Annotated in this window: 24 protein-coding genes and 4 pseudogenes; 13 read left to right on the forward strand and 15 right to left on the reverse strand. The window is 64.7% G+C overall.

The window, feature by feature from the left end:
- Positions 1-64 precede the first annotated feature (64 nt).
- Together K8374_RS26450 and K8374_RS26455 are read left to right on the forward strand one after the other, a co-directional pair.
- Positions 65-982: pseudogene (locus tag K8374_RS26450) on the forward strand (chemotaxis protein); the annotation flags it as partial.
- 393 nt (positions 983-1,375) lie between these two features.
- A pseudogene (locus K8374_RS26455) lies at positions 1,376-1,888 on the forward strand (methyl-accepting chemotaxis protein); the annotation flags it as partial.
- 193 nt (positions 1,889-2,081) lie between these two features.
- Here the strand turns inward: K8374_RS26455 and K8374_RS13725 are convergent.
- Positions 2,082-4,040 (reverse strand): S8 family serine peptidase, encoded by a 1,959-nt coding sequence (locus K8374_RS13725; protein WP_224456013.1) that lies wholly within the window; start codon positions 4,038-4,040, stop codon positions 2,082-2,084.
- Between the two features lie 160 nt (positions 4,041-4,200).
- Here K8374_RS13725 and K8374_RS13730 point away from each other — a divergent pair, with 160 nt between their 5' ends.
- Positions 4,201-5,214 (forward strand): ABC transporter substrate-binding protein, encoded by a 1,014-nt coding sequence (locus K8374_RS13730; RefSeq protein ID WP_224456014.1) that lies wholly within the window; start codon positions 4,201-4,203, stop codon positions 5,212-5,214.
- On the forward strand, positions 5,211-6,062 hold the full coding sequence (locus K8374_RS13735) for an ABC transporter permease (RefSeq protein ID WP_224456015.1): 852 nt from the start codon (positions 5,211-5,213) through the stop codon (positions 6,060-6,062). The genes K8374_RS13730 and K8374_RS13735 overlap by 4 nt, the downstream gene beginning before the upstream one ends.
- 109 nt (positions 6,063-6,171) lie before the next feature.
- Here the strand turns inward: K8374_RS13735 and K8374_RS13740 are convergent, their stop codons facing one another.
- From K8374_RS13740 to K8374_RS13760, 5 genes are all read right to left on the reverse strand, one after another.
- Entirely contained in the window at positions 6,172-7,254 is a 1,083-nt protein-coding gene (locus K8374_RS13740) for a DUF1615 domain-containing protein (RefSeq protein ID WP_411969643.1), read from the reverse strand.
- 5 nt (positions 7,255-7,259) lie between these two features.
- Positions 7,260-7,811: a hydrolase gene (locus K8374_RS13745; RefSeq protein WP_224456016.1), complete on the reverse strand. Its 552-nt coding sequence runs from the start codon at positions 7,809-7,811 to the stop codon at positions 7,260-7,262.
- An 84-nt stretch (positions 7,812-7,895) separates the two neighbouring features.
- Positions 7,896-8,615 carry a thioesterase II family protein gene (locus tag K8374_RS13750; protein WP_224456017.1) on the reverse strand — a complete coding sequence of 240 codons (720 nt, stop codon included), beginning with the start codon at positions 8,613-8,615 and terminating at the stop codon, positions 7,896-7,898.
- Positions 8,616-8,625: 10 nt separating this feature from the next.
- The gene (locus K8374_RS13755; RefSeq protein ID WP_084856942.1) at positions 8,626-8,847 is read right to left on the reverse strand and encodes an MbtH family protein; all 222 of its coding nucleotides are present in this window, start codon (positions 8,845-8,847) and stop codon (positions 8,626-8,628) included.
- 119 nt (positions 8,848-8,966) lie between these two features.
- Positions 8,967-9,371: a hypothetical protein gene (locus K8374_RS13760; protein WP_224456018.1), complete on the reverse strand. Its 405-nt coding sequence runs from the start codon at positions 9,369-9,371 to the stop codon at positions 8,967-8,969.
- A gap of 232 nt (positions 9,372-9,603) precedes the next feature.
- Here K8374_RS13760 and K8374_RS13765 point away from each other — a divergent pair, with 232 nt between their 5' ends.
- Positions 9,604-10,464, forward strand: coding sequence for a CAP domain-containing protein (locus K8374_RS13765; RefSeq protein ID WP_224456019.1), 861 nt, complete (start codon positions 9,604-9,606; stop codon positions 10,462-10,464).
- 32 nt (positions 10,465-10,496) lie between these two features.
- On the opposite strand, the gene K8374_RS13770 is transcribed toward K8374_RS13765, so the two are convergent.
- Positions 10,497-11,516: a GlxA family transcriptional regulator gene (locus K8374_RS13770; RefSeq protein WP_224456020.1), complete on the reverse strand. Its 1,020-nt coding sequence runs from the start codon at positions 11,514-11,516 to the stop codon at positions 10,497-10,499.
- A 102-nt stretch (positions 11,517-11,618) separates the two neighbouring features.
- On the opposite strand from K8374_RS13770, the gene K8374_RS13775 reads away from it, so the two are divergent.
- From K8374_RS13775 to K8374_RS13795, 5 genes are all read left to right on the forward strand, one after another.
- Positions 11,619-12,230, forward strand: a complete 612-nt coding sequence (locus K8374_RS13775; protein ID WP_224456021.1) for a LysE family translocator — start codon at positions 11,619-11,621, stop codon at positions 12,228-12,230.
- A gap of 46 nt (positions 12,231-12,276) precedes the next feature.
- Positions 12,277-12,630 (forward strand): cupin, encoded by a 354-nt coding sequence (locus tag K8374_RS13780; protein ID WP_224456022.1) that lies wholly within the window; start codon positions 12,277-12,279, stop codon positions 12,628-12,630.
- Positions 12,631-12,737: 107 nt separating this feature from the next.
- Positions 12,738-15,155 carry a glucose/quinate/shikimate family membrane-bound PQQ-dependent dehydrogenase gene (locus tag K8374_RS13785; protein WP_224456023.1) on the forward strand — a complete coding sequence of 806 codons (2,418 nt, stop codon included), beginning with the start codon at positions 12,738-12,740 and terminating at the stop codon, positions 15,153-15,155.
- A gap of 112 nt (positions 15,156-15,267) precedes the next feature.
- Positions 15,268-16,539 carry a carbohydrate porin gene (locus K8374_RS13790; protein ID WP_224456024.1) on the forward strand — a complete coding sequence of 424 codons (1,272 nt, stop codon included), beginning with the start codon at positions 15,268-15,270 and terminating at the stop codon, positions 16,537-16,539.
- 190 nt (positions 16,540-16,729) lie between these two features.
- The gene (locus K8374_RS13795) at positions 16,730-18,103 is read left to right on the forward strand and encodes an APC family permease (protein WP_224456025.1); all 1,374 of its coding nucleotides are present in this window, start codon (positions 16,730-16,732) and stop codon (positions 18,101-18,103) included.
- Between the two features lie 70 nt (positions 18,104-18,173).
- On the opposite strand, the gene argE is transcribed toward K8374_RS13795, so the two are convergent.
- Both argE and K8374_RS13805 read right to left on the reverse strand, forming a co-directional pair.
- The gene (gene argE, locus K8374_RS13800) at positions 18,174-19,334 is read right to left on the reverse strand and encodes an acetylornithine deacetylase (protein ID WP_224456026.1); all 1,161 of its coding nucleotides are present in this window, start codon (positions 19,332-19,334) and stop codon (positions 18,174-18,176) included.
- The gene (locus K8374_RS13805; RefSeq protein WP_224456027.1) at positions 19,327-20,001 is read right to left on the reverse strand and encodes a DUF1028 domain-containing protein; all 675 of its coding nucleotides are present in this window, start codon (positions 19,999-20,001) and stop codon (positions 19,327-19,329) included. Before K8374_RS13805 ends, argE begins: the two co-directional genes overlap by 8 nt.
- A 299-nt stretch (positions 20,002-20,300) precedes the next feature.
- On the opposite strand from K8374_RS13805, the pseudogene K8374_RS13810 reads away from it, so the two are divergent.
- A pseudogene (locus tag K8374_RS13810) lies at positions 20,301-21,657 on the forward strand (flavin-containing monooxygenase).
- On the forward strand, positions 21,657-22,073 hold the full coding sequence (locus K8374_RS13815; RefSeq protein WP_224456029.1) for a RidA family protein: 417 nt from the start codon (positions 21,657-21,659) through the stop codon (positions 22,071-22,073). Before K8374_RS13810 ends, K8374_RS13815 begins: the two are co-directional and overlap by 1 nt.
- Positions 22,074-22,133: 60 nt before the next feature.
- On the opposite strand, the gene K8374_RS13820 is transcribed toward K8374_RS13815, so the two are convergent.
- Both K8374_RS13820 and sodC read right to left on the reverse strand, forming a co-directional pair.
- Positions 22,134-23,039 carry a LysR family transcriptional regulator gene (locus K8374_RS13820; protein WP_084856998.1) on the reverse strand — a complete coding sequence of 302 codons (906 nt, stop codon included), beginning with the start codon at positions 23,037-23,039 and terminating at the stop codon, positions 22,134-22,136.
- Between the two features lie 237 nt (positions 23,040-23,276).
- Positions 23,277-23,792: a superoxide dismutase family protein gene (gene sodC, locus K8374_RS13825; protein WP_224456030.1), complete on the reverse strand. Its 516-nt coding sequence runs from the start codon at positions 23,790-23,792 to the stop codon at positions 23,277-23,279.
- Between the two features lie 178 nt (positions 23,793-23,970).
- Between sodC and K8374_RS13830 the strand changes: the two are divergent.
- Positions 23,971-24,234, forward strand: a pseudogene (locus K8374_RS13830) (short chain dehydrogenase); the annotation flags it as partial.
- 65 nt (positions 24,235-24,299) lie between these two features.
- Here the strand turns inward: K8374_RS13830 and ureG are convergent.
- Genes ureG through ureE form a run of 4 tightly spaced genes read right to left on the reverse strand, consistent with a single transcriptional unit; the run spans position 24,300 to position 26,645 of the window.
- Positions 24,300-24,923, reverse strand: coding sequence for an urease accessory protein UreG (gene ureG / locus K8374_RS13835; RefSeq protein ID WP_224456031.1), 624 nt, complete (start codon positions 24,921-24,923; stop codon positions 24,300-24,302).
- An 11-nt stretch (positions 24,924-24,934) separates the two neighbouring features.
- Positions 24,935-25,609 (reverse strand): urease accessory protein UreF, encoded by a 675-nt coding sequence (locus K8374_RS13840; RefSeq protein ID WP_224456032.1) that lies wholly within the window; start codon positions 25,607-25,609, stop codon positions 24,935-24,937.
- Entirely contained in the window at positions 25,609-26,154 is a 546-nt protein-coding gene (locus K8374_RS13845) for a HupE/UreJ family protein (RefSeq protein WP_224456033.1), read from the reverse strand. The genes K8374_RS13840 and K8374_RS13845 overlap by 1 nt, the downstream gene beginning before the upstream one ends.
- A gap of 17 nt (positions 26,155-26,171) precedes the next feature.
- Positions 26,172-26,645 (reverse strand): urease accessory protein UreE, encoded by a 474-nt coding sequence (ureE, locus tag K8374_RS13850; protein WP_224456034.1) that lies wholly within the window; start codon positions 26,643-26,645, stop codon positions 26,172-26,174.
- Positions 26,646-26,655: the final 10 nt, after the last annotated feature.

Raw genomic sequence — 26,655 nt, forward strand, 5'->3', positions numbered from 1 at the left:
AGTGTTGTTCCTGCGCGAGCAGGCCGAAAAGCGTTTTCTCGATGCCTATGACCTGCGCGAGGACATGACCCGGCAGGTGCGCACGGCGCTGCAGGCCAACCCCGAGCTGCTCGGCCTGTCGCTGGTCTTCGAGCCTGATGCGCTGGATGGCAAGGACAGCCTGTTCAACGGCCAGGCCGAGCTGGGCAGCAACGAAACCGGGCGTTTTGCCTTGTACTGGTCGCAGCCACGCGCCGGCCAGCTGACAGCCATGGCATTGCCGGAACAGGACATGGCCAACACCGAGATCGGCCCCAGCGGCGAGCCGGCCAACACTTGGTGGGTATGCCCGCGCAGCACGCGCAAAGTGTGCGTGAGCGAGCCCTACTTCTATACCATCGATGGCCAACAGGTGCTGATGACCAGCATCGTGTTCCCGTTGATCGTGGCAGACAAAGTCATCGCCACCCTCTCCATCGATATCAACCTCAACAGCCTCCAGGCCCTGAGCGAACGCGCCAGCCGAAGCCTCTACGAAGGCCGCACCACGGTCGGCATCCTCAGCCCCGCAGGCCTTCTGGCCGGCTACAGCGCCGATGCTGGCAAGCTGGCCCAGCGCTTCGACCAGGTCGACCCGGCCCAAGGCGCAGCACTGGTGCGCAAGCTGGCGGACGGCAAGCTGCAGGTCGTGCGCCATGAACAGCGCCTGAAGGTGCTGGCTGCCTTCGAGCCGATCCCGGGCGGCAAGCCCTGGGGCGTGTTGCTCGATGTCCCGCAAAGCGCCCTGACCGGCCCGGCCGAAGCGCTCAAGCAAGAGCTGGACGCGCTCAATACCAGCGGCACCTTGCTCGAGCTCGGCCTTGGCCTGGCCGTCGCAATCGCAGGGCTGTTGCTGGTGTGGCTGATGGCCCGTGGTGTCACCCGGCCGATTCTTGGTGTTGCGGCCATGCTCAAGGACATCGCCAGCGGCGAAGGTGACCTGACCCGTCGCCTGGCCTACGACAAGCGCGACGAACTGGGTGAGCTGGCCGGTTGGTTCAACCGCTTCCTCGACAAGCTGCAGCCGACCATCGCCGAGGTCAAACGTTCGGTACATGCCGCACGCGGCACGGCGGACCAGTCGGCAGCCATTGCCGCTCAGACCAGCGCCGGCATGGAGCAGCAGTACCGTCAGGTCGACCAGGTGGCCACCGCCTCCCATGAGATGAGTGCCACTGCCCAGGACGTGGCCCGCAGCGCTGCGCAAGCCGCCCAGGCCGCTCGCGAGGCCGACCAGGCCACCCGTGAAGGCCTGGCGGTGATCGACCGCACCACCCACAGCATCGATGCGCTGGCGGCCGACATGAGCGGTGCCATGGCCCAGGTCGAAGGCCTGGCCCAGAACAGCGAGAAGATCGGCTCGGTGCTGGAGGTGATTCGCTCGATTGCCGAACAGACCAACCTGCTGGCTCTCAATGCCGCCATCGAGGCCGCCCGGGCCGGCGAGGCCGGACGAGGCTTCGCGGTGGTCGCCGACGAAGTGCGCAACCTGGCCCGGCGTACCCAGGAGTCGGTGGAAGAAACCCGCCAAGTGATCGAGGCGCTGCAGGCCGGCACCCAGGAAGTGGTCGGCGCCATGGACAACAGCCACCGTCAGGCCCAGGGCGGCGTCGAGCAGGTCGGCCAAGCGGTCACCGCACTGCAACGCATCGGCCAGGCGGTGACGGTGATCACCGACATGAACCTGCAGATCGCCTCGGCCGCCGAGGAGCAGAGCGCGGTGGCCGAAGAGATCAACCACAATGTCGCGACCATTCGCGATGTCACCGAATCGCTGTCGGGTCAGGCCAACGAGTCGGCACGGGTCAGCCAGTCGCTCAACGACCTGGCCAACCAGCAGCAGGGGCTGATGGACCAGTTCCGCGTCTGAGGGTCACACCGGGGCCCTGCCTGACTGCAATCTTGCATAGGGCTCGGCCCCCTCCCCCAACGATCGGCTACTCGTGTGGTCGCCGCTCGGTGACTTTCCGTAAAAACCTAGTGTGGTGTTTTGCAAATACGACCAATAACTCGCAAGCGATTTTTGCGCTCAGGCAAGGCGTCGTTATTTGTGAAACACCACACTAGCGTTCACCCCGCGCCGGATGGAACCGGCCTCCGCCCAGAATCCGGTCGAGCATCACCAGCGCCCCATGTACATTGGGCCGCGCGCCCATCGGCAACACATCGGTATCGGGCACGGTCGCATCCTTGTACCCCGACGCCATCACCAACAGGTGCATCTGGTTAGCATTGAGGTAGACGTGGTGCTGCTCGATCGCATAGGACTGGATCAGGGCCAGCGCACCGGTGGTCATCGGCGTCGCGGACGATGTACCGCTGTAGTTGTCCGTGTAGTCCCTGTCGTGCCCGGGCTTGTCCTGCAACGCTCCGTAGCCCAGTGTCGCCACGCCAATGCCCCAGGCATTGAGCATGCGGTAGCGATAGCTATGGTTGGAAAAATGCATGGGCTTGCCGTCCCAGAACTGACAGGCCCCCACGAGAATGGCGTCGGCATCGCCATGGTCGGTGAAATACGGCCATTGGGACAGATCGACGCCGGTGTCCTGCGTGGTTCCCTTTTGGCGATCGGTCTTGGCACTACCGTTCGCTGCGGCGTTCAAGACAACGGCCCCTCTGCGTGTCAGCGCCTGGCAGACATCCCACCAGACCTGGTCGTGCAAGGAAGGCAGGAACGTGTGCAGTACATCTATATTCGCGGTCTGCCGGTTGATGCCCACGATATCACCCGGCTCCACATGCAAGAGCAGCTCCTTGGGTGTGGCGTAGCGTTCTGCATTGGCTTCGGCGCGATTATCGTAAAGGAACAATTCACAATCGTGACTGATGCCGGTCATGCCGATGCCATTACGCATCGCCAGCATCACACCCACAGAAGCGGTACCGTGGTCAGGATCGTCATTGGGCTCGGGCCTGACGATCTTGAAGTTCGGGTTACCTCGCAAGTCTTCATGGTTCGGATAGATCCCACCATCGGAGAAGTGAATCCGCGCGCCTTTGCCGGTAACCCCCTTGGCCCAGGCCTTGCGTACGTTCAAGCCCTGATAGGACGCCCCTGGTTCGTCCAGATAATGCTGCATCGCCTCGAAGTCAGGCGTGGGCTTGGCTTTCTCGTGGGCGCGATCGCCGAACACCACGGCAGTACCGGTGATGATCGTCGCCAGGACGGCCGAAATGCCCAACCACACCACCCCCGGTTCCGTTTCGCTGAAAAAGTGCAAGGATTTGACATACTCGAGGGCGGCCAATGTCCGGACCAGGTCGACATAGGTGTCGTTGAGCATGGTATCCGGCTGTGCCAGGTAGCAATACTCGCGCAACGCGCCCAGGCGCGCGTCTTGACGCTCCTCGGGGTTCAGCAGTGGCTGGGGAGCGAGTACGGCCTTGAGCCCAGGCCAAGTCCGTACCAGCAGCGAACCCGAATCGGGCTCCATGTCCGCCAGCAGCCGCTCATATCCACCCTCGTGAAACTTGATGACCAACCCGGGGTATTGCTGCCCCTGCGGCCGATAAGGGAACGGCGCTTGCGCCTGACCGAACGGGTCGACCACCCGTGAGGCGGACTCAGATGGCGTTGCCGGCTCACGCTCCTGAGCCGCCCGTCGACGCCGCCCCGCAGCGCCATCCAGCGGTACCTTGTCGAGGATGCTTCGTTCCGACTCGCCTTCCTTGACCTCCACGACCAGCGGCGCCAGGTCGATGACGCCCGCGGCCCCAAGCGGCCGATTCAACGCCGTGGCGGCACTGTCCAGCAATATGACCCTGGGGGTGATCCTATAGACCCCTGGCCGCCCATCGGTATGGAACGTTGCCGGGCAACCATGATCGGCCAGCTTGCCCGTGCGAGCCTGGGAGCGCGAGGAAATGCCATCGATCAGAGCATCGATGTGCGGGGTGCTTCCTCGCTCCAGTTCGTAACGGATGCGTGCCACCTTGTCCAGGTCCTTGCCGGTGCAACGCACGTGCAATTTCCCATCGAAGCGAAAATTCCGGTAGTAGACAAAACTCAGGTCCAGCTTCATGGGCGCTCCTTCGAGGCGAGGTCATCAATCAGGCCGCCATTATTCCGGTCGGCGCCGGCCCGGCCGCAGGCTGAAGCCTTTCCCGGCCCGGCAGACAAAGCGCCAGACCTGTGTCGTCTACACTTGCCCCAACCCTGGGACTGGCAACACAGAGGTACGGATGAAGAGAATCCCCACGCTGCTGGCCGGCCTGCTGCTCGCCGTCGGCCTGGCCAGCACCGACAGTGCCGCGGCGGATGAACGCACGCCCATCCACTTCGGCGCCATCGGCTGGGAAAGCGGCGCCTTGACCACCGAGATCCTGCGGCTGATCGTCGAGCACGGTTACGGCTACCCCACCGACACCTTGCCGGGGAGCACCGTCAGCATGGAGGTCGCCCTGGCGCGCAACGACCTGCAGGTCATCGCCGAGGAATGGGCCGGACGCAGCCCGGCCTGGGTCAAGGCCGAACAGGCCGGCCAGGTGTTCGCCTTGGGCGACACGGTGAAGAACGCCGAGGAAGGTTGGTGGGTGCCGGCCTACGTGATCAAGGGCGACCCGGCGCGCAACCTGGCGCCGCAAGCCCCCGACCTGCGCACCGTCGATGATCTCAAGCGCTACCCGCAGGTCTTTCGCGACCCTGAAGTACCGGACAAAGGCCGCTTCCTCAACAGCCCCAGCGGCTGGACCTCCGAGACGGTCAATAGCCAGAAGCTCAAGGCTTATGGCCTCGACACCCTCTACAACAATTTCCGCAGCGGCTCGGGCGCAGCCCTGGATGCGGAGATCGGCTCGGCTATCCGGCGCGGCCAGCCGGTGCTTTTCTATTACTGGAGCCCGACGCCGCTGATGGGGCGCTACGATCTGGTGCGCCTGGAGGAGCCACCTTTCGACGCAGCGGCCTGGGCTACACTGACCGATGCCAAGCACCCGGCGCCCAAGGGCAGCCGCTCATTGCCGGCCAAACTGTCGATCGGCGTGTCGGCGCCCTTCCGCCAGCAATACCCGGACCTGGTCGCGGTATTCGAGAAGGTCGACCTGCCGATCGACCGGCTGAACAAGGCCCTGGCACGAATGAGTGAAACCCGACAGCCACCGCGTGATGCGGCCCTGGCGTTCCTGCGCGACAACCCCGCGGTGTGGAAGGCCTGGTTGCCTGCCGAGGCCGCCGCCAAGGTCGAGGGGGCGTTGTGAGCGCAGGCTTTCCCGAGGCACTGCAATTTTCTTTCGCCGCATGGGTCAACCGCCTGGTCGATTGGCTGGTGCTGCACTACGGCAACCAGCTGCGTCATGTCTCGGACCAGCTGTTGCAGGTGCTGGTGAGCCTGGAAAACGGCTTGCGCCTGCTGCCATGGTGGCTGTTACTGCTGGTGGTAGGGCTGCTCGCCTGGCATGCCAGCCGTAGCCTGCTGCGAGCGGTGGTGCTGTGCGCCTTGCTGGCGCTGATCGGTATGCTTGGGCTCTGGGACAAACTGCTGCAGACACTGGCCCTGGTCCTGGTCAGCACGGGCCTGTGTGTGTTGGTGGGCGTGCCGCTGGGGATCGTACTGGCGACCCGGCCACTGGCCCGGCGCCTGCTGTTGCCGGTGCTGGACGTGATGCAGACCTTGCCGGCATTCGTCTACCTGATCCCGGTGCTGATGCTGTTCGGCCTGGGCAAGGTGCCCGCCGTGTTCGCCACCCTGGTATATGCCCTGCCGCCCTTGGTACGCCTGACCCAATTGGGCCTGGCACAGATCGACCCCTCGTTGCTGCAGGCCGCCCATGGCCTGGGCGCCAATCGTTGGCAGCGGTTGCGGCGCATCGCCCTGCCCCTGGCGTTGCCGAGCATCATGGCCGGGTTGAACCAGTCGGTGATGATGGCGTTGTCGATGGTGGTGGTGGCCTCGATGATCGGGGCACGGGGGCTGGGTGAAGATGTGCTGGCCGGCATCCAGACGCTCAATGTCGGCCAAGGGGTCGAGGCCGGGCTGGCGATCGTCGCGTTAGCCATGGTCATCGACCGGATCAGCCAGGCGTATGGCCAGCCGGCGCGTTCATGAACCCTCGTCGCCACACAAAGGCAGCATCACACTGACCTGTAGGAGCGGGCTTGTCCCGCGATCAAGGGCGAAGCCCTTGCCATACCACCGCAGCTCCCGCAAAGCCTTATCAACGTTTCATGCAGCGCTGGTAACGCTCGTCCACCCTGCCGGCAAACCATGCAGTGGTCAGCTTGCGGGTGATCTTCGGGCTCTTGAGCTCGATCCCCGGCAACACCGCTCGCGGCATAGGTTTACCAGCCGCGGCATCAGCGAGGGCGAACACACCCTCATACAGCTCGGTGCCCTCGAATGCGAGGCTGTCGCCCTTCTCCAACTGGCTGCGGATCTGCGTATTGCGCAACCCAAGCTTGACCCCGAGCGTACGAGCGGCCCGTTCGGTACTGCCAGGCATGATCGAACCCGGCGCGATCAGGTCGCCGTCGAGCGCCAGCCGCTCTCCGGTCGCACGGCTCAGGGCTGCCTGGAACGCGGCATTGCGGCTGGCGTACCAGCCGGCGTTGAAATCGGCGAAGCGATACAACTGACGCTGGTAATGGCTGGGGTAACCCAACAGGTGGGCAATACCGAAGTACATCCCACCACGGCGGGTGAACACTTCCTGGCGGATCGTCCCCGAGTAGCTGTAGGGGTAATCCCTTGCGTTGCGCTCGGCGAAGTCGATGCTCACCTGCATCGGCCCTCCGGTGCGCACCGGGTTGAGCCCACCGAGCAGGGTTCTTCCCAAGGGCAGGCTGGAGATGAAATCGTCGAACAAGCCGCTCAGTTGCTTCTCGCTGCGTACCGCCAGCAACCGTTGCTGGTAGGTCTGGCCATTGGGCGATGGGGTCTTCAGCGCGCCATCGATCAGCAGCCTGGGAATATGCAGGCGCGCGGCGCGGCGGTCGATCTCTTCCCGGGCGATGCGGCCGAGGTTCGGTACCTGCGGGTCGGCGTTGAACGTCGACTCCTGTTCGGTGATGGCCAGCACGGCGCACAGGTTGCTCTTGCTGGGGGCGATGCGCTGAGCGGCGAAGGCAACCTGGATATCCCGCGCCCAACCCTCCCGGTCCCGGGTCGAGGCCGGCAGCAGGCGCTTGACCTGGGCCTGGACTTTGGCCGGGTCGGCCTCGGGCGCTCGCGGTGGGGTGGCACAACCTTGCATCAGCACGAGGATGGCCAGCCCGCAAGCCACCAGCCGCCGGTCGATCATTTTCTTCAAGGCTGCTCGCCCACCAGATAGGTCTTGCTGATATGGCGGAACAATGGATGGGCGGCGCTGCCCATCCATTCGAACAGCACCATCTCACGGGTGACCACCTGGGCCCCGGCATCGCGCATGCGTGCCAGGCCCGCCGCCTTGCTGGCCGGGCTGCGGCTGTCGCAGGCATCCTCGACCACGAACACTTGCTTGCCCAGGGCCAACAGGCCGAGCACGGTCTGCAACACGCAGACGTGCGTTTCCATGCCACAGACAATCACCTGCTCGCGCGCCATCAGGCTCGCCGGCAGGCACTGCGCGGCCACACAGGAAAAATGCTGTTTCTCCACCACTTCGGCCGCCGGCGCTGCTGCCAGCAGCTCGGCCAGGGTAGGCCCCAGGCCCTTGGGATACTGCTCGGAAATCACCGTGGGCACTTCCAGTTCGGCGGTCGCGGCCAGCAACCAACGGGCCCGCGCCCGCGTGCCCTCCGGGTCGCTCATGGCGCCTATGAGTTTTTCCTGGATATCGACGACCAGCAGCGTGGCCTTGTGAGAATCGATCAGCATTGACTGCCCCTTGCCTGGGAACGTAGCGGCCTGCCGTAGGCCACGAAGACTACTAGGCTGGCCGAGGCAAGGGGGTGGCGTCAATCATGCGCAACGCCGATAGGCGCCGAGGGCGCTGGCCAGCACGGCCAGAACACGGTCTTCGTGCTCGTGGATGAAGAAATGCCCACCGGGGAATACCTCCAGGGAAAAATCGCCCACCGTCTCCTGGCGCCAGGCCAGCAATTGTTCCTGGCTGGCCCGGTCGTCCTCACCGCCGAGCACATGCAACGGGCAGCGCAGCAAGGGGCGGTGGCGGTAGGTATATCGGCCACATAGCAGGAAGTCGGCGCGCAGGACTGGCAAGGTCAGGCTCATCAACTCCTGATTGGCCAGCACCTCCTCCGGAGTGCCCTGCAAGTCGCGCAGTTCCGCGATCAGGGCGTGATCAGGCCTGGGCTCGCGCCAGTGGCCGGCTTCGTAGTCTTCCCGGCGAGTCGGCGCCGCGGTGCCACAGGCGAACAGCGCCAGCGGCGGCGGGCAGCCCACGGCCTGCAGTTCATGGGCGAGCTCGAAGGCCAGCAACGCACCCAAGCTATGGCCGAGCAAGGCATAAGGCGTATTGGCCTGCAGGCGCTGTTCGGTGGCCAGTTGCCGGGCCAGGGCCTGCATGTCGGTCTGCAGCGGCTCGCCCAGGCGCGCGCCACGCCCGGGCAGCTCCACCGGGCATACTCGCAACCAGGCCGGCACCTTGCGGCGCCAGCGGCTGTAGACCCTGGCGCTGGCGCCGGAATAAGGCAGGCACAACAGGTTCACCACAGTCACAGGCAACGCCTCATTGCGCCTGGGCCTGCGCCATCTTCTGGCGCAGGCTCAACGGGCGCATGTCGGTCCAGACTTCATCGATATAGGCCAGGCACTCCTGCTTGAAACCGCTCTTGCCCACCGCGCGCCAGCCGTTGGGGATGGCCTTGTAGTCCGGCCAGATGGAATATTGCTCTTCGTGGTTGACCACTACCTGGAACACGATGTCGTCGCGGTCGAATACGGAAGTCATTGCCTGTCTCCTTGAATGATGAAGGCCGGTGCGCGGCGCGCAGGGCGGCTTCCCATCAAACGAAGGGCGAGCGGGGAAAATTAAGGCCGAACGAGGACCGCATGTCGAGGTCGCGAGTTTCAGGCATCACGCAACAGGTCATGGGCATCGAGCAGACGGAACGCAACCTGTGGGTTGCGCTCCAGCCCGCGACGAATGGCAGCCGGGATCGACTGGCGCGTCTTGCGGCACAGGCCCGGCTGTTCGTCCAGTTCGATGACGATGCCGCGCATGGTGCGCACTTCGTTGTAACCCGGGGCGATGCGCACACGGATGCCCAGTTGCTCGTACAGGCGCACCTGCAGGCGCTGCAGGTCTTCCAGGTCCTTGAGGTTTTCCAGGCGCTCGAGCAGGCGTTTTTCCTCCTGGCGGGTCAGCAACAGGATACGTTGCGCCTGAGGCGGCCCTTCGTGCAGCCGCTCGCGCCCACAATTGCAGGCGCCCGGCGGGCAGGGTTGGCGAAGGGGAAACTGGGTGCTGGTCATGGAGCAAGCATAGATCTTTCCCTGTCCAAGTTCATGAGGCGGGGATCGCCTGGATGAAAAACGCCAATGACGTGCCGCACTTTTCCGGCAAGCGGTGGTCTACCCCCTCTTTTGCCGAGTTGCAATCGATTACCGGCCGTTATTCGCAGTGCACAAGGCAGGGCCAAAAGCCCTGCGCTTGTGTAGGATGAGCAGCGCAACCTAGGCGCTGCCAGTTCATAGGGAGATCTTCATGCGCGTCCTGTCATCCGTTGCCCGTCTTGCCGTCCTGTCGCTGGGCCTGGTGGCGTGCGCCAATGCCCTGGCCTTCAGTGGCGAAGAGGGGCAGCTGATCGAGTCGATCAACGCCTACCGCAGCCAGGCCCAACGTTGCGGTGGGGAGGCTTCGCTGGAGTTGCCCCCTCTCAACAGCGACACCCGCCTGGCCTTGTCGCCCGAAGGCACCCGCGATCTGCAGCAGGCCATGACCCGCGCCGCCTATCCGATGGTCAACGTACAAGCCATCAGCCTGTCCGGCCCGCGCGATGCCCAGGCCGCGATGCGTGCCATCGAGGAGAGCTTCTGCCAGGTGGTGCTCGACCCGCAGTTCGTCGATATCGGGGTCAGCCAGGAGGGCCGCGATTGGCGTATCGTCCTCGCCCGCCCGTTGCTCAGCGGGCGCCTGGGCGACTGGCAGGCCGAAGGGCAGAAGCTGCTGCAGGAAATCAATGCCGCGCGCAAGGTACCACGCCAGTGTGGCGGCCAACCCTTCGCAGCCGCGCCGGCGTTGGGCTGGAACACCACCTTGGCCGGGGTTGCCGCCAACCATACCCGAGCGATGGCCAACCAGAACTTCTTCGACCACCTGGACCGTGATGGCCGTACCCCTGGCGACCGCGTGGAACTGGCCGGCTACCTGTACCAGCAGGTCGGCGAAACCATCGCGGCCGGGCGTGATACACCGCGCAAGGTGGTGGACGGCTGGCTGGCCAGCCCGGGCCATTGCGCCATCCTGATGAGCCCTGAGTTCCGCGAACTGGGCGCCGCCTATGCCGTGGACCCCAAGAGCGATGCCGGGATCTACTGGACCGGTGTGTTCGCCTCGCCGCAATGACCCCTGCCTGGCACGCCCTTGTGGGAGCAGGTTCACCTGGGAATTGTCGCATTCGCGGGTAAACCCGCTCCCACTGGGTTCACCGTACGCTGCCCTCGCAACGCCAACGCCGTACAGCCAAACCGCCGCCGCACGCACTTGCCCAGGTAGCTGGCATCGCCCAGCCCGACTTCATCAGCGATCTGCGCCAGGCTGTGGCTCGAGTTGACCAACCGCCAACGCGCCTGCTGCAGGCGCAGCTCCTGCCACCACGCCTTGGCGCTCATCCCGTGGCTGGCCTGGAACTGGCGGTCCAACTGGCGGCGGCTGATGCCCAGCTCGGCCGCCAATTGCTCGATCGACAGCGAGGCGCCCAGGTGATGGCGCATCAGCGCAGTGGCACGCTGGACCTGACGCCCCTGCTGCCCTGCCCCGGCGTCCAACGAACGCAAGGCGTGACGGCTGTCTCGGGTCTCGTCCACCAGCATGTCAGCCAGACCCTTGAGTGCGCGGGCTCGCCCGCAGGCCCGTGACAACAACTCCACGGCCAGGTCGATGGCTGCGGTCCCCCCGGCACAGCTGATACGTGCACCATCGAAACAGTACAGCTGTTCGCGTTGCACCTGCAGATGAGGGAACGATGCGCGAAATTCAGCTTCGTGCCGCCAATGCACCACCACTTTGTGGCCATCGAGCAGGCCGCAGGCGGCCAGGAGAAACGCTGCGTTATCGACGCAAACCAGCTTCACTCCAGCGCGCACGGCACGCTTGAGCAGTGCCCGGTAAGACGGCGCCAGGGCAGCCGTTGCAGCGGCACTGCGCCCGCCGAACAGCACCAGGTAATCGTAGCCCTTGAACGCCACCTGCTGCGCGATCACGTCCACCTGTACCACCGCACCGCTGCTTGAGGACACAGGCTGCCCGTCCAGGCCCAACAATGCCCAACTGCAATAACGCTGGCGGCTGTAATCCTCATCGTCGGCGCTGAAACGCAACTTATCGAGGAAGGCCCCGAACGGCAGCAAGGCGAATTCCGGCAGGGGAAGGATCAACAGTCGGATATCGGGTGTCATTGAAAAACACGTCCAGAAAACACTATGTAATGTCCGAATATTACCCTTCAAAAGACGCTTCGTGCTCTAGACTGGCGCTCGTCCCTACCTAAGGCGCTGCTCATGGCATTGGATACCTGGCTTCTCTACCTGCTGGCCAGCATAGGCCTGTCGTTGACCCCCGGTCCGAACAGCCTGCTGGCCCTGACCCATGGCGCGCTCTATGGCGCCCGCCGCACGTTGTTCACCATCGTAGGTGGCGTGTTCGGCTTCAGCGCCCTGATCGCCCTGGCCATGTTCGGCCTGAGCGCCTTGCTGCACACCTCGGCCTCGTTGCTGCAGGTGCTCAAGTGGGTTGGCGGGGCCTATCTGCTCTGGCTGGGCATCCAACTCTGGCGCAGCCCGGCCATGCGTCTGGAACTGGCCGAAGGCAGCCCACGCGTGGGCAATGGTGGCTTGTTCCGCCAGGGTTTCCTCTGCGCCGTGGCCAACCCCAAGGTGCTGCTGTTCTACGGCGCCTTCCTGCCGCAATTCATCGACCCGCAACGCGGGCTGGCGATTCAGTTCTTGATCATGGCCGCAACGTTCGTCAGCGTGGAGTTTCTCGTCGAGTACCTGCTGGCGCGCCTGGCCTTGGGCGTACGCCCCTGGCTGACCAAGGGCGGTCGTGGGTTCAATCGCTGCTGTGGAACGTTGTTCGCCCTGATTGGCGTGGCCTTGCCGTTGGGACGCTGAGCCGGTCTACACTCACAGCCAGGCAGCCACGACTCACGAGGCGGCGATGCTCGGCAACCTCTTCTGTGATCTACCTCCCCTCGCCGCCCACAGCGCCGAGCGCTTCGACGACCTGCTGCGCCGCCCCGGGCTGCGCATCGAGCGCATCGTCTCCACCGGCCAGGCCAGCCCGCCTGGCTTCTGGTACGACCAACCCGAAGGGGAATGGGTGCTGCTACTTAGCGGCAGCGCCGGGCTGCGCCTGGCCGATGAGGCCCAGGTACGCACCTTGCACCCGGGCGACCACCTGGATATCCCGCCCCATTGCCGTCACCGGGTGGAATGGACCGAGGCGGGTGCCGCCACGGTATGGCTGGCCGTGTTCTATGACGCCGGCAGCCGATCCCACCAGCAGCCTTGAACGCACGTCGCCTGCGACAATCCGCCACGAAAATTTTGTACCAACTTGTTAATTAGCAAGCTAAGAGTCTACACTTCACGCAGTTTCCCCCTGCGAGATCCCTGGCAATGTCACACACACCTCGCGCCTCCGGCGCTTCAACGTTCCTCTTGGTCGGCCTGGGCCTGGTCATCGCCCTGCTCGGCCTTCTCCTGGCCGCCGGCGGCATCAAGCTGGCCGGCCTGGGAGGCTCCTGGTACTTCCTCATCGGCGGCCTGGCCATGGCCATGGCCGGCGTACTCATCGCGCAGCGCAAGCCGGCAGGCGCCTGGCTGTTCGCTGCGTTCCTGATCGGCACTGCGATCTGGGCCATCATGGATGCGGGCCTGGTGTTCTGGCCGCTGTTTTCGCGCCTGTTCATGTTCACGGCCATTGGTCTGGTGGTTGCGCTGACCTACCCAATGCTGGTGCGCGCCAGCGGTGGCAATGCCGGGCGTGGGGCCTACGGCGTGGCTGGCGTACTGGCCGTGGCACTGGTGGTCGCTGCCGGCAACATGTTCGTCGCCCACCCAAGCGTTGCCCCGACCGGCAAGGGCCCGGGCCTGACGCCCGTCGAGCCGGCCAAGGCGCAGAAAGACTGGGCCCACTATGGCAACACCGAAGGCGGCAGCCGTTTCGCCGCGCTGGACCAGATCAACCGCGACAATGTCCACAAGCTGCAGGTCGCCTGGAGCTATCGCACAGGCGATGTGGCCCTGAGCGACGGCAACGGCGCCGAAGACCAGCTGACGCCGCTGCAGGTGGGTGACAAGGTGTTCGTCTGCACCCCGCACAACAACCTCATCGCATTGGATGCCGACACCGGCAAGGAGATCTGGAAGCGCGCGATCAACGCCCAGTCCAAGGTCTGGCAGCGTTGCCGCGGCATGGCCTACTTCGACGCCACCGCGCCGATCGCCCAGCCCACCCAACCCGACAGCTCGCCGATTGCCACCGCTCATGTACTGGCCGGCGCGAACTGCCAACGCCGGCTGCTGACCAATACCATCGACGGCCGGCTGATCGCGGTCGACGCCGACAGCGGCGAATTCTGCGAAGGTTTCGGCGACAACGGCCAGGTCGACCTGAAGGCGGGCCTGGGCGATGTCCCGGACTCGTACTATCAGCTCTCCTCCGCCCCGCTGATGGCGGGTACCACCGTGGTGGTCGGCGGCCGTGTGGCCGACAACGTCCAGACCGATATGCCAGGCGGTGTTATCCGTGGTTTCGATGTGATCACCGGGCAAATGCGCTGGGCCTTCGACCCCGGCAACCCGCAACAGCGTAACGCGCCGCAAGGCGACGCCACCTACGTGCGCAGCACGCCCAACAGCTGGGCGCCGATGTCCTATGACCCGGCGATGAACACCGTCTTCCTGCCGATGGGCAGCTCTTCCACCGACATCTATGGTGTCGAGCGCAGCGAACTGGACCACACCTACGGCGCCTCGGTACTGGCACTGGACGCCAGCACAGGCGACCAGAAGTGGGTGTTCCAGACCGTGCACAACGACCTGTGGGACTTCGACCTGCCGATGCAACCGAGCCTGATCGACTTCACCAAGGACGACGGCAAGACCGTCCCGGCCGTGGTGATCGGTACCAAGGCCGGCCAGATCTACGTACTCGATCGCGCCACCGGCACGCCGCTCACCCAGGTCGACGAAGTGCCGGTCAAGCCAGGCAACATCCCCAACGAGCCGTATTCGCCGACCCAGCCGAAATCCGTCGGCATGCCGCAAATCGGCGCGCAGACCCTCACCGAGTCGGACATGTGGGGCGCTACTCCTTATGACCAGTTGCTGTGCCGCATCGACTTCAAGCAGATGCGCTACGACGGCCTGTACACCGCGCCGGGTACCGATCTGTCACTGAGCTTCCCCGGCTCGCTGGGTGGTATGAACTGGGGCAGCATCTCCACCGATCCGGTGCACGGTTTCATCTTCGTCAACGACATGCGCCTGGGCCTGTGGATCCAGATGATCCCGTCGCAGAACAAAGGCCAGGCCGCCTCCGGGGGCGAAGCGCTGAACACCGGCATGGGCGCCGTGCCGCTCAAGGGAACCCCTTACGCGGTGAACAAGAACCGCTTCCTGTCGGTGGCCGGTATCCCGTGCCAGGCGCCGCCGTTCGGCACCCTTACCGCCATCGACATGAAGACCCGCCAGGTGGCCTGGCAGGTACCGGTGGGCACCGTCGAAGACACCGGCCCCCTCGGTATCCGCATGCACCTGCCGATCAAGATCGGCCTGCCGACCCTCGGCGGCACCCTGTCCACCCAAGGCGGCCTGGTGTTCATCGCCGGCACCCAGGACTTCTACCTGCGCGCCTACGACAGCAGCAACGGCAACGAGATCTGGAAGGCCCGCCTGCCCGTGGGCAGCCAGGGCGGCCCGATGACCTACGTCTCGCCCAAGACCGGCAAGCAGTACGTGGTGGTCACGGCAGGCGGTGCGCGGCAGTCCACCGACCGTGGCGACTATGTGATGGCCTACGCCTTGCCATAGAGCGAGTCGCCCCATCGCGGGTCAAGCCCTATAAGGTCCGTGCATGCCGCTGGCCTGTGGGAACGGGCTTGTCCCGCGATGATTCCCTACAGACAACTCCCGAGATTTTGCAATGCCACCCGTTTTTCGTGTCATCCCCATCGCCCTGTTCGTGGCCCTGGCCAGCACCACCGCCCTGGCCAGCAGCGACCTGACGACCCGCAACACCCTGACCGGTGACTGGGGCGGCCTGCGCCACCAGCTCGAAGAAGACGGCATCAGGTTCACCGGCGACTACAGCGGCGAAACCGCCTATAGCGCCCATGGCGGTCTGCACCGCTCTGCGCGCTACTCACAGAACCTCAAGCTCGGCGTGCAGTTCGACCTCTCCCGGCTCTACGGCCTGGCGAACGGCGGCAAGGTCCAGCTAACCCTCAACGATCGCCGCGGCAACAGTGCCTCCGAAGACCTCGTGGGCAACCGCCTGCCGATCCAGGAAAACTACGGCGGCCTGTATACCCGCCTGACCGAACTGAGCTACGAGCGCACGCTGTTCACCCCGGCCCTGAACGTCAAGCTCGGCTACATGGCCATGGGCAACGACCTGGGCGGGTTGGACAGCGGCATCCTGTGCAACTTCATGAACGCAGGCTTCTGTGGCCACCCGCTGAACATGTCCGGTGGCAGCGGTTGGACCAACTACCCCAACGCCCACCTGGGCGTGCGGGTGAAGTACGACCTGTCGCCCGCCTGGCAATTGCGCGTGGCGGCGTTCAATGTCGACCCCGAAAGCAACGGTGATTCCAGCCGCGCCTGGCACCTGGGGCCGCGGCACACCACCGGGACCGTGGTGCCAGTGGAGCTGGTGTACAAGCTGCAGGGCGAATTGCCCGGCGAGTACAAGCTCGGCTACTACTACGACAGCTCCGACGTGAAGCGCATCGGCAGCGACAAGGAAGTCTCCGGTCGCGGCGGCCATTACCTGCTGGTCGACCAGGCTGTGTGGAACGACCCCACATCGCCTGGGCGCACCCTGCATGCCTTTGGCCAGTACTCAGCCTCGAGCAAGGCCGCGTCGCCGTTCACCAAGTGGTACGGCGCGGGCGTGGTGCTGTACAAGCCGTTCGAGGGTCGCCCGCGTGACACCCTGGCCCTGGGTTATGGCCGCGCGGTGCCCAACCCGCGTAGCCGCGATGTGCTGCAGGATGCGGCGCTGGCCACCGGGCAGGGCTTCCCCGACCTCGACAGTGCCGAGCAACTGGTCGAGCTGAGCTATGGCTACCAGGCCACGCCGTGGCTGAACCTGCGGCCGGATGTGCAGTACATCATCGAGCCGGGGGCCTTTTCCGGGCAAGACATCGACAATGCGCTGGTCGTGGGGCTGCAGGTCAAGGCGACGTTCTGAACCGTGCCTTGTGCCGCTTTGCGACCATCGCGGCACAAGGCTGCGCCTAGAGGGGCATCGCCAGGCCTACCCAACTTTTTCCTACCTACCGAACATATTTTTAATAATTTTCCGTTCCCGTCCCCTGCTCCAGTATTCGCCGCAACTACAACAACAAAGAGCGGTGAACACGATGAGTACGAGTGCGTCCATGCCTGCCACCGCGCAGGCGAATCATGCCGGCTTTCGCCGGGTATTGGGGTTGGGTTCGCTGTTGGCCGTGGCCATCGGCCTGGTGGTGTCACAGGGTGTGATGGTGATGATGTTGCAAGGCGTCGGTGCCGCGGGCCTTGGCTTCATCGTGCCGCTGGGCCTGGCCTATTTGCTGGCGCTGAGCTATGCCTGTTCGTTCTCCGAGCTGGCCTTGCTCATACCCCGCGCCGGTAGCCTCTCCAGCTACACCGAAGTCGCCCTGGGCCACTTCCCGGCCATCCTGGCGACCTTTTCCGGCTACGTGGTGGTGGCCATGTTCGCCCTGTCGGCCGAACTGCTGCTGCTCGACCTGATCGTCGGCAAGGTCTACCCCGGGGTCTTCCCGCAGTTCTCGGTGGCTTTCGCCGTGCTCGGCCTGTTCACCGTGCTCAACCTCATGGGCATCGATATCTTCGCCAAATTGCAGAACGCCATGGCGGTGGTAATGGTCATCGTGCTGCTGATTCTGGGCATCGCGGCCATCCGTGAGGGCCATGACGCCGGCGCGACCCACGCCCTGCTGCAAGGCGACTGGAACCCCATGGGCGCAGGCGTGCTGGCACTGACCGCCATGGCCGTGTGGGGCTTCGTCGGCGCCGAGTTCGTCTGCTCGCTGGTAGAAGAAACCCGCAAGCCGGAGCGCAATATCCCACGTTCGATGATGATCGGCCTGACCGTGATATTCGCCACCATCGCCCTGTATGGCCTGGGCGCGTTGTTCCTGGTGCCACGCCAGGCGCTGTCTAGCGACGCCTTGCCGCATTACCTGTTCGCCACCACGGTGTTCGGCAAAACCGGCGAAGTGTTCCTGGTGATCGCGGCGGTCACCGCCACCTGCAGTACCCTCAACACTTCGCTGGCAGCCATTCCGCGGATGCTCTACGGCATGGCCTGCAACGGCCAGGCGTTCCCGCAGTTCAAACGGCTCAGCGCCCGCGCCAATACGCCCTGGGTAGCGGTGCTGTTCGTCGCGGCCATCACCGGCCTGCCGATCCTGGTGATGGGCCAGAACGCTGCGGCGATCAACCTGCTGCTGCTTTCCGCTGCCCTGGCCTGGTTGCTGGCGTACATCATCGTGCATCTGGATGTGATCGCCCTGCGCCGTCGCTACCCGCACCTGGCGCGTCCGTTCCGCACACCGTTCTACCCACTGCCGCAGGTGTTCGGCATCGGTGGGATGCTGTATGCGATCTGGTATGCCTCGCCGAGCCCGGAAATGACCGGGGAGATCTTCGGTGTTGCCGGGGTGGTACTGGCGGTCGTTTCGCTGATCGCGGTGGTGTGGATCAAAGGTGTGATGAAGAAGAAGCTGTTCAAGCCTGAGGCGATGTAAGCCTGGAAGGCTTTTTTTGGCTGAACTGACGCTATCGCGGGGCAAGCTCGCGATAGCGTCGGTACAGGCCTCAACCAACGCTCAGGTGCTTCACCAAGCGCTGCAACATCGCATCGCACCCGCGCAACTGCTCGTGACTGATGAACTCATCCGGCTTGTGCCCTTGGTCCATGCTGCCCGGCCCGCATACCACGGTCGGGATACCTGCCTGATCGAACAGCCCGCCTTCGGTGCCGAACGCCACGGTGCCGAACGCATCCGAACCACTGAGCAGCGCCACCAGTTGCGCCGCCTCGCTGTCGGCCGACGTCGCCAATCCTGGGTAGGCACTGAGCGGTTGCAAGCGGATGTCGCTGTCGGCGCTCACCGCACGCATACGCGGCAACAACTCGGCATGGGCATAGGCCTGCAGCTGGTCGACCACGGTCTGGGCCTCGAAACCAGGCAAGGCGCGCACCTCGAAGTCGAACGCGCAGTCGGCCGGGACGATGTTCAACGCCCTGCCCCCCTTGATCACACCAGTCTGTACCGTAGAGAACGGCGGATCGAAGCGTTCATCGTGGTGCTCGGGCCGAGCCAGGCTGTCACCGATCTGGCCCAGCTTGCCGATCAGCCGCGCAGCGTATTCGATGGCATTCACACCATAGGGTGCATAGGCCGAATGGCAGGCTGCGCCCTGCACCTGGCAGCGCATGGCCAGCTTGCCCTTGTGCCCGAGCACCGGCCTGAGTTCGGTGGGCTCACCGATCAGACACAGCCGTGGCTTGTGGGCACGTTGCTCGAGGGCGGCGAGCAGGGAGCGCACGCCCAGGCAGCCGACCTCTTCGTCGTAGGAAAACGCCAGGTGCACCGGCAGTTTCAATGGCTGGGCGAGGAATGCTGGCACCGCCGCCAGCACCGACGCGATGAAGCCTTTCATGTCGGCGGTGCCACGCCCGTAGAGACGTCCATCGCGCTCGGTCAAGGTGAAGGGTTCGACCGTCCAAGCCTGGCCGTCCACCGGTACCACGTCGGTATGCCCGGACAGCACCACACCGCCGCGGTCCTGAGGGCCGATGGTGGCGAACAGGTTGGCCTTGCTGCCTTCGTCGTTGAGAAACAGCTCGCACGCCACCCCCAACCCGGCCAGGTAATCGCCAATGAAGCCGATCAGCTCCAGGTTCGAGTCGCGGCTGACGGTGGCAAAACCCACCAGCCGCGCCAGCAGGTCGCGGCTGCTCGACTCATTCATCGCCAGGCACTCCGTAGCTGGGCGCAGCAGTGGGGTCCAGCGCACGGGTCACGTAGTCCTGCATCTGTGGGCGATAGTCCTGCCACAGTTTGCCCAAAGCGCCGATGGGGTCGTCGTCGGCCCAGTCGACCCGCAGGTCGACCAGCGGCCAGGTCAGGTCACCGGCAATCTTCATCGCGGCCGAATGCACCGGCCCCGCTTCGCCACCGGCAGCCGTTGCGGCGTGCATGGCCGCCAGCAAACGATCGCCCAGGTGCCCCGCAGCGTGCTCGAACGCCTCGACCATCGCCTCGATCACATGGACAGAGGACAACAAGTTACCCGCTGCCGCACATTGCTGGCCGGCCACCGCGTTGTGCACACCCAGCGCCTCCCTGCCGGTGAACAGGGCCACCTGGCCCTGGCTGTCGATCACCGTCACCTGGCGGTACTCGCTCCAGCCGTTGGCCCTGAGCACCTGTTCCAGGGCTGTGCTCGGCGCCTGCCCGTGCTCCAGGGCGTCCAGCACTTGGGGGCCCAAGGCCGGCAACGTGATGTTTTGCGTGGCCACCGCGCCAACGCCAGCGCGCACCCAGGGGCAACGAGCCCCCACGGCGATGCTCGACGAGCTGATGGCGATACCGAGCTGTCCGGTTTCCGGGCAGCGGCCGATGATGGAAAAGGTCATGTTCCAAGGCTCCTGATGGTCTGTTCGAGTCCCGCCAAACAACAACTTTGCGCGCGGGTAACTGCATTCTGGGCAAAAGCCAACGGCCCACGAAACCAACTTTTTCCTAGGACTTGGCAAGCAAAAAACTACGCCGATAAAACAGAGGAAACGCGTCTCCCCAACGCCTCTGAACACACCTTGAAGCCCCGCAGATCAAGGCCTTCGTTAATTTATGGGCAAGCATTAGCTAAATAATATTTTCGCGATCCAAGCGGCGTCCCTAGTCTGGCCCCAGGCAAAGGCGGTACCCCACCGACCTGAATAAAACCGCCTTCGAAGAAGGGCTCAGACATGACATTGAACAACCTCGAAATCGACACCCTCGTGGTCGGCGCCGGCCAGGCCGGCGTGGCCATGAGCGAACACCTGAGCAAACTCGGCGTGCCGCACCTGGTGCTCGAACGCAAGCGCATCGCCGAAGCCTGGCGCACCGGGCGCTGGGATTCACTGGTGGCCAACGGCCCGGTCTGGCACGACCGCTTCCCAGGCCTTGAATTCGACCTGGATCCGGACGCCTTCGCCGGCAAGGACCAGGTCGCCGATTATTTCGAGACCTATGTCCGCACGTACAACCTGCCCGTGCGCACCGGCGTCGACGTGAAGCGCGTGGTACGCAACACCGATCGCCCGGGCTTCATCATCGAGACCAGTGAGGGGGTGATACGCGCCAACCGCGTGGTAGCCGCTACCGGGCCGTTCCAACGCCCGGTGATCCCAGCCATCGCGCCGAAGGACGAACGCCTGCACCAGATCCATTCCGCCGCCTACTACAACCCCGCGCAACTGCCCGAGGGCGCCGTGCTGGTGGTTGGCGCGGGCTCTTCCGGGGTGCAGATCGCCGAAGAGCTGATGCGCGCCGGGCGCCAGGTGTATTTGTCAGTGGGTGCCCATGACCGCCCACCGCGCAGCTACCGCAACCGCGATTTCTGCTGGTGGCTGGGTGTGCTCGGCGAATGGGACGCCGAGATCGCCAAGCCCGGCCGGGAACATGTGACCATCGCCGTCAGCGGTGCCCGCGGCGGCCATACCGTGGACTTCCGCGCCCTGGCCCATCAGGGTATGACCCTGGTCGGCCTGACCCAATCGTTCGACAACGGCGTGGTGCGCTTCCAGGCGGATCTGGCCGACAACATCCGTCGCGGCGACGAGAACTACCTGGCCCTGCTCGATGCGGCCGATGCCTACGTCGAGCGCAACGGCCTGGACCTGCCGGAGGAGCCCGAGGCCCGCAAGCGCCTGCCGGACCCCGACTGCATCACCAACCCGCTGCGTGACCTGGACCTGGCCAAGGCAGGCGTGAGCACCGTCATCTGGGCCACCGGCTATGGCGTGGACTTCAGCTGGCTGCAGGTCGACACCTTCGATGCCAACGGCAAGCCACAGCACCAACGCGGGGTATCCCGCGAACCTGGCGTGTACTTCCTCGGCCTGCCCTGGCTGTCACGTCGCGGCTCGTCGTTCATCTGGGGCGTGTGGCACGACGCCAAGCATGTGGCCGGCCATATCGCCACCCAACGCACCTACCAGGCCTACCGCGATCGACAGCAGCGCGAAGCGGATGCCGAACGTGTCCCTTCCTCGAACAAGAAAGTCAGCACCCTCGGAGCACACTGATGCCTACCCATACCCGTATCCGCATGTTCAACACCAAGGCGACCTACCCCAACCAGACGCTGGATAACGACCTCTGCCAGGCGGTACGCGCCGGCAATACCATCTATGTACGAGGGCAAGTCGGCACCGACTTCGAAGGCCGCTTGGTGGGCCTGGGCGACCCCCGTGCCCAGGCCGAACAGGCGATGAAGAACGTCAAGCAGTTGCTCGAAGAAGCGGGCTCGGACTTGTCGCACATCGTCAAGACCACCACCTACATCACCGACCCACGCTTCCGTGAGCCGGTGTACCAGGAAGTCGGCAAGTGGCTCAAGGGCGTGTTCCCGATCTCCACCGGGTTGGTGGTGGCGGGGTTGGCACAGGCTGAATGGTTGATGGAAATCGATGTGATCGCCGTGGTGCCGGATCAGGTGTGAGGCGATCGCGGGACAAGCCCCGTACAAGGATGTGGGCCCGGGCTTGCCCCGCGATGCTTTTTATAGCTGCTCCAGCTGCTCCCGGCAGAACTCCACGAACAACTGCGCCGGCTTGGTCAGTTGCACGCGCTTCAGCCGCGCCGCCGCGAGCCCCGACAATGCCACCGGCTCGGCGATATCCACGGTCACCAAGCGCTGGCCATCGTAGGTGTATGGCGAATGCGGCCGGGTCACCAACAGCGAAAAACCGAACCCCTGCCCCACCATTCCCCGCACCATCTCGATCGACGGCGAGCTGAAGACGATGTTCGGTGTCAGGCCCATCTCGTTGAACAGGCTCACGAAATAGGTTCGGCTCGGCGCCACGTCGAGCAGGATCATCGGCTCCGGACACAAGTCACGCAGGGATACCTGGGCCTGGCCGGCGAAGCGGTGTTTCTCCGGCAGCAATACGTAGGGCTTCTGCGGCGCCATCAGTGGCTCGGCCTCGATGGTGCCATCGAGGTCGTGGTCGTAGAGCAATGCCAGGTCGAAGGTACCGGCAGTCAGCCCTTGGATCAGGTCCTGCTGCTCACCATCGCGCAAACGGATATCCACGCCTGGGTAGCGCTCGCGAAAGCCGGCGATCAACCTGGGCAGGTACAACGGCGCCACAGTCTCGAAACACCCGATGTCGATCTGCCCGGCCACGGTGTCGTTGTCGGCCAGGGCGTTCTGCTCGAATTCATGGGTCATCTGCAGCAGAGCCTTGGTCTTGGCATAGAAGCGCTTGCCGCTGGGTGTCAACGACACGCCCTGGGCATGGTGACGGATGAACAACTGGACACCGAAGCTTTCTTCCAGGCTCTTGATGGCCGTGGAGATGGACGGCTGGGCGATGTACAGCTGGCGTGACGCCTCGGCGACACTGCCCGCTTCCACGGTGGTGACGAAGTACTTGAGTTGACGCAAGGTATAGGAAGCCACAGGCACCTCTCTGGCGCCGTGGGCGGCGCGCGGGATTTTTCCTGCCACCATACCTTAGCGCCGGGCTGGCCGGCGCTTCGGTGGCCAAGGATTTGCCTATGGCTTGAGCATATTTTTCATGGGGCCTGTAGGAGCGGGCTTGCCCCGCGATTGGCCGGCCCGGTTACCGCGCTTGGATGGCAAGGGCGTCGCCCTTGATCGCGGGACAAGCCCGCTCCTACAGACCCTGCAGACACCCTACTGAACGACCCCGCAGGCAACCCGGGCGCCACCGCCGCCCAGCTTCTCGGGGTGATCGCTGTGGTTGTCGCCACCGGCATGCACCATCAGGGCATGGCCCTTGAAGTCCTCTGTCTTGAGCCGGGGCGCCAATACCGGCGTCATGGCCTTGCCGTCGGCGCCGACATACAGCGCCGGCAAGTCGCCGCGGTGGCCGCTGTCATCATAGGGGCCCTTGTGCGCATTGGTCGCATCCGGGTCCCAATGCCCGCCTGCGGCACCGGCCGGCACCGGCTTGCCGTTTTCCTCGGCCGGGTCGCACGAGGGGCGCTGGTGCAAATGGAAACCGTGCACACCGGGTGGCAGGTCCTTGAGGTCCGGGGTGAGCAAGGTGCCGTACTTGCCCTGTTCGAGGGTGACCGTGCCGATCGGCTTGCCCGGGCCATCCGGGCCGGCCAGTTTCAATTCCACCGTCTGCGCGGCCTGGGCGAGGCCGGCGGTGGCCAGCAATGCGGTCATTACCACTGCTTTCATGACATTTCTCCATGGCGAGGGATATCGGGCTTCATACATGCCCACCTATCAGGTGGGACTGCGCAGGCTGCCAGCGATTCCATCGCGCCACAGTCAGAAACACTTCCGTCTTTTGTAAGGAACCTCTACGCAGGGGGTGGTTTCTACCCAGTACCTACCACCAACGGAGGCTCATCGGATGCTCGACCCCAAAACCGGCATGCAACCTGGCGAACGCTATACAGTGGATAACGAAGAGCGTACCTGGCAGTTCACCGGCTTCTTCCTCGACGGCAAGTACTACCTCGGTCCCGACCTGCAGACCGCCCTCGGTTGGCTTGAGGGCACGCGGTTCTATTACGACGATGTCGACCCCGACGGTCAGCCGATCTTCCCGGATCGCCTGGCCGGGACCATCGAGGATCTGGTGCTGACCCTGGCCGACGGGACGACCCTCAAGCTCGAAGGCTCGCTACAAGGCCACCCGGCGGATGCACGCAAAGGGCTTTGACGTGCACCCGAGGGCACTCAGTGCCTGACGCCCAGCATCCCACGCTCGACGATAAAATCGATCACCGCCTGCAGCCCTTCACCCTGCTTGAGGTTGCTGAAGGTCCAGGGCCGCTCCGGCCGCATACGTCGGGTGTCACTGGCCATGACCTCGAGCGAAGCGCCGACATAGGGGGCCAGGTCCGTCTTGTTGATCACCAGGAAATCCGATTTGGTGATGCCAGGCCCACCCTTGCGCGGGATCTTCTCGCCCTCGGCCACATCGATCACATAGATGGTCAGGTCTGCCAGCTCTGGGCTGAACGTCGCACTCAGGTTGTCGCCGCCGCTCTCCACGAAGATCACCTCGAGGTTGCCGAACTTGCGCGCCAGCGCTTCCACGGCAGCGAGGTTCATCGAGGCATCTTCGCGAATGGCGGTATGCGGGCAGCCGCCGGTCTCCACGCCGACGATGCGCTCGGGCTCCAGGGCGCCGGCCTCGGTGAGGATGCGCTGGTCTTCCTTGGTGTAGATGTCGTTGGTCACCACGGCGATCTGGTAGCGATCGCGCATGGCCTTGCACAGGGCTTCGAGCAGTGCAGTCTTGCCGGAGCCGACGGGGCCGCCGACACCGACGCGCAGGGGTTGCTGGTAGTGTTGCATCAAGGCAGTCCTCAGGATCTGAACAAACGGGTGTATTGGGTTTCGTGGCGTGACGAGGCGATCGCCAGCAGCGGCAGGCCGCCGCCGAGCTGGTCGTCGGCAAGAACCAGGGCATTTTCGAGCACGGCAGGTAGCGCCTCGCCCAGGTCCCGCAGCAGGGTCTGGGCGGCTTGCTGGCCGAACGGCACCAGCTTGACGCCCGCCATCACCGCCCCTTCCAGCCAGGCGTAGCCATGGCCCAGGGCCAACTGACGCAACGGGATGGACCAGTGCACGCCAAGCCAGGCCATGCCACCCAACTGACAGCGCTCAAGGCTTGCCCGCCAGGCCGGTGCCTGGCCCAGCTGCCAACCGTCGAGCATGCGCGCCAACGCGCTGCCACGCTGCTGCTCTTCCAGCCTTAGCTCGGCGGTTTCCCGATTGCCCAACAGGAAGCGGCTCCAGTGGTCGAAGCCTTCGGCATCATCGTCCAGGCAAGCCTGGTAGAGCCGCACCAGCACCGGCCAATCGAGAAAACCAAGGGTGTCGTGCAACTGCTCGCGTTGCCAGGCGGCGAAGCTTGCGACATCGTGCACCCAGCCGGCTTCCACAGCCCACTCCAGGCCTTGGGAATAGGTGAAGCCACCCACCGGCAGGCCGGGGCTCGCCAGTTGCAGCAGGCGCAACAGCGCCATATCGTTCTTCATCAGCCGGCCAGCACCAAGGCCGCGCCAGCCAGCAGGCCGCCACCGAAGGCTTTTTGCAGCCGTTGATGGCGGCGCAACAGGCACCCCACCGCGAAACCTGCCAGCAACAGCAAACCGCTGACCGTGACGAAGCCGGCACTGAACAGCCAGAACGCGCTTGGCGTCGCTTCCACGCCATGGGCCCAGCCATGGAACAGGGCGAACAGCGGCATGGCCAGCGCCAACAGCAGTTGGCGGCTGGGCAGCAACATGGCGCCGGCAGCCACCACCAGGGACACGGCGATCATCATTTCCATGCCCATCACATCTCCGAAGTAATGGCCACACACCGCGCCTGCGAACATCGCTGCCAGGGTGGCCAGCGGCAAGCTCAGGCTGCGCCGGGTCAAGGCCGCCAGCACGCCGGTGCCCAGCAGCATGAGCAGGTGGTCCAGGCCGGTCAGTGGGTGCAGCAGACCGTCATGCAAGGGGTTGCCGTCATGGCCTGGGTGGGCGAACGCCGGCAAGGCCAGCAGGAGAAGAACCAGGGTGAACGTCTTTTTCATCGAAAGCTCCTTGAGGGTCATGAATGGGCAGGCAGGCGTACGAAGGGATGCTCGTGGGCATGGGGCGCACTCTGGTAGGCGCCTGCCTCGGGCTCGAAAGGCGCCTGCTCGGTGAGCACCACCAGGCCCAGGCCGCGCAGCATGTCATCCAGCACGGGGTCATGCTGGTAGCGCAGCAGGCCCGGCTCGATCTGCAGCGGCACGTGGCGATTGCCCAGGTGATAGGCAGCACGGGCCAGCAGCAACGGGTCGACGCAACGCACCGTGGACACCTGCTCGGGGGCCGCCACGACCCTCACCACCTGCGAACGTTGGGCATCGGTGAGCAGTTCGCCGCCACGCAGCAGGTGGCCGCGTTCGAGCATCAGCCCGGCTTCGCGCCCATCGTCCAGGGTTACGCGCAAACGGCTCTTGATGCGCCGGTCCACATCCAGGGTTACGGTGCCGGTCACCGTGTCGGCCTCGGCGATCCGGCGGGTCAGGATAATCATGGGCACTCCT

Origin of the sequence: Pseudomonas sp. p1(2021b), from assembly GCF_020151015.1 — a bacterium.
Taxonomy (GTDB): domain Bacteria; phylum Pseudomonadota; class Gammaproteobacteria; order Pseudomonadales; family Pseudomonadaceae; genus Aquipseudomonas; species Aquipseudomonas putida_K.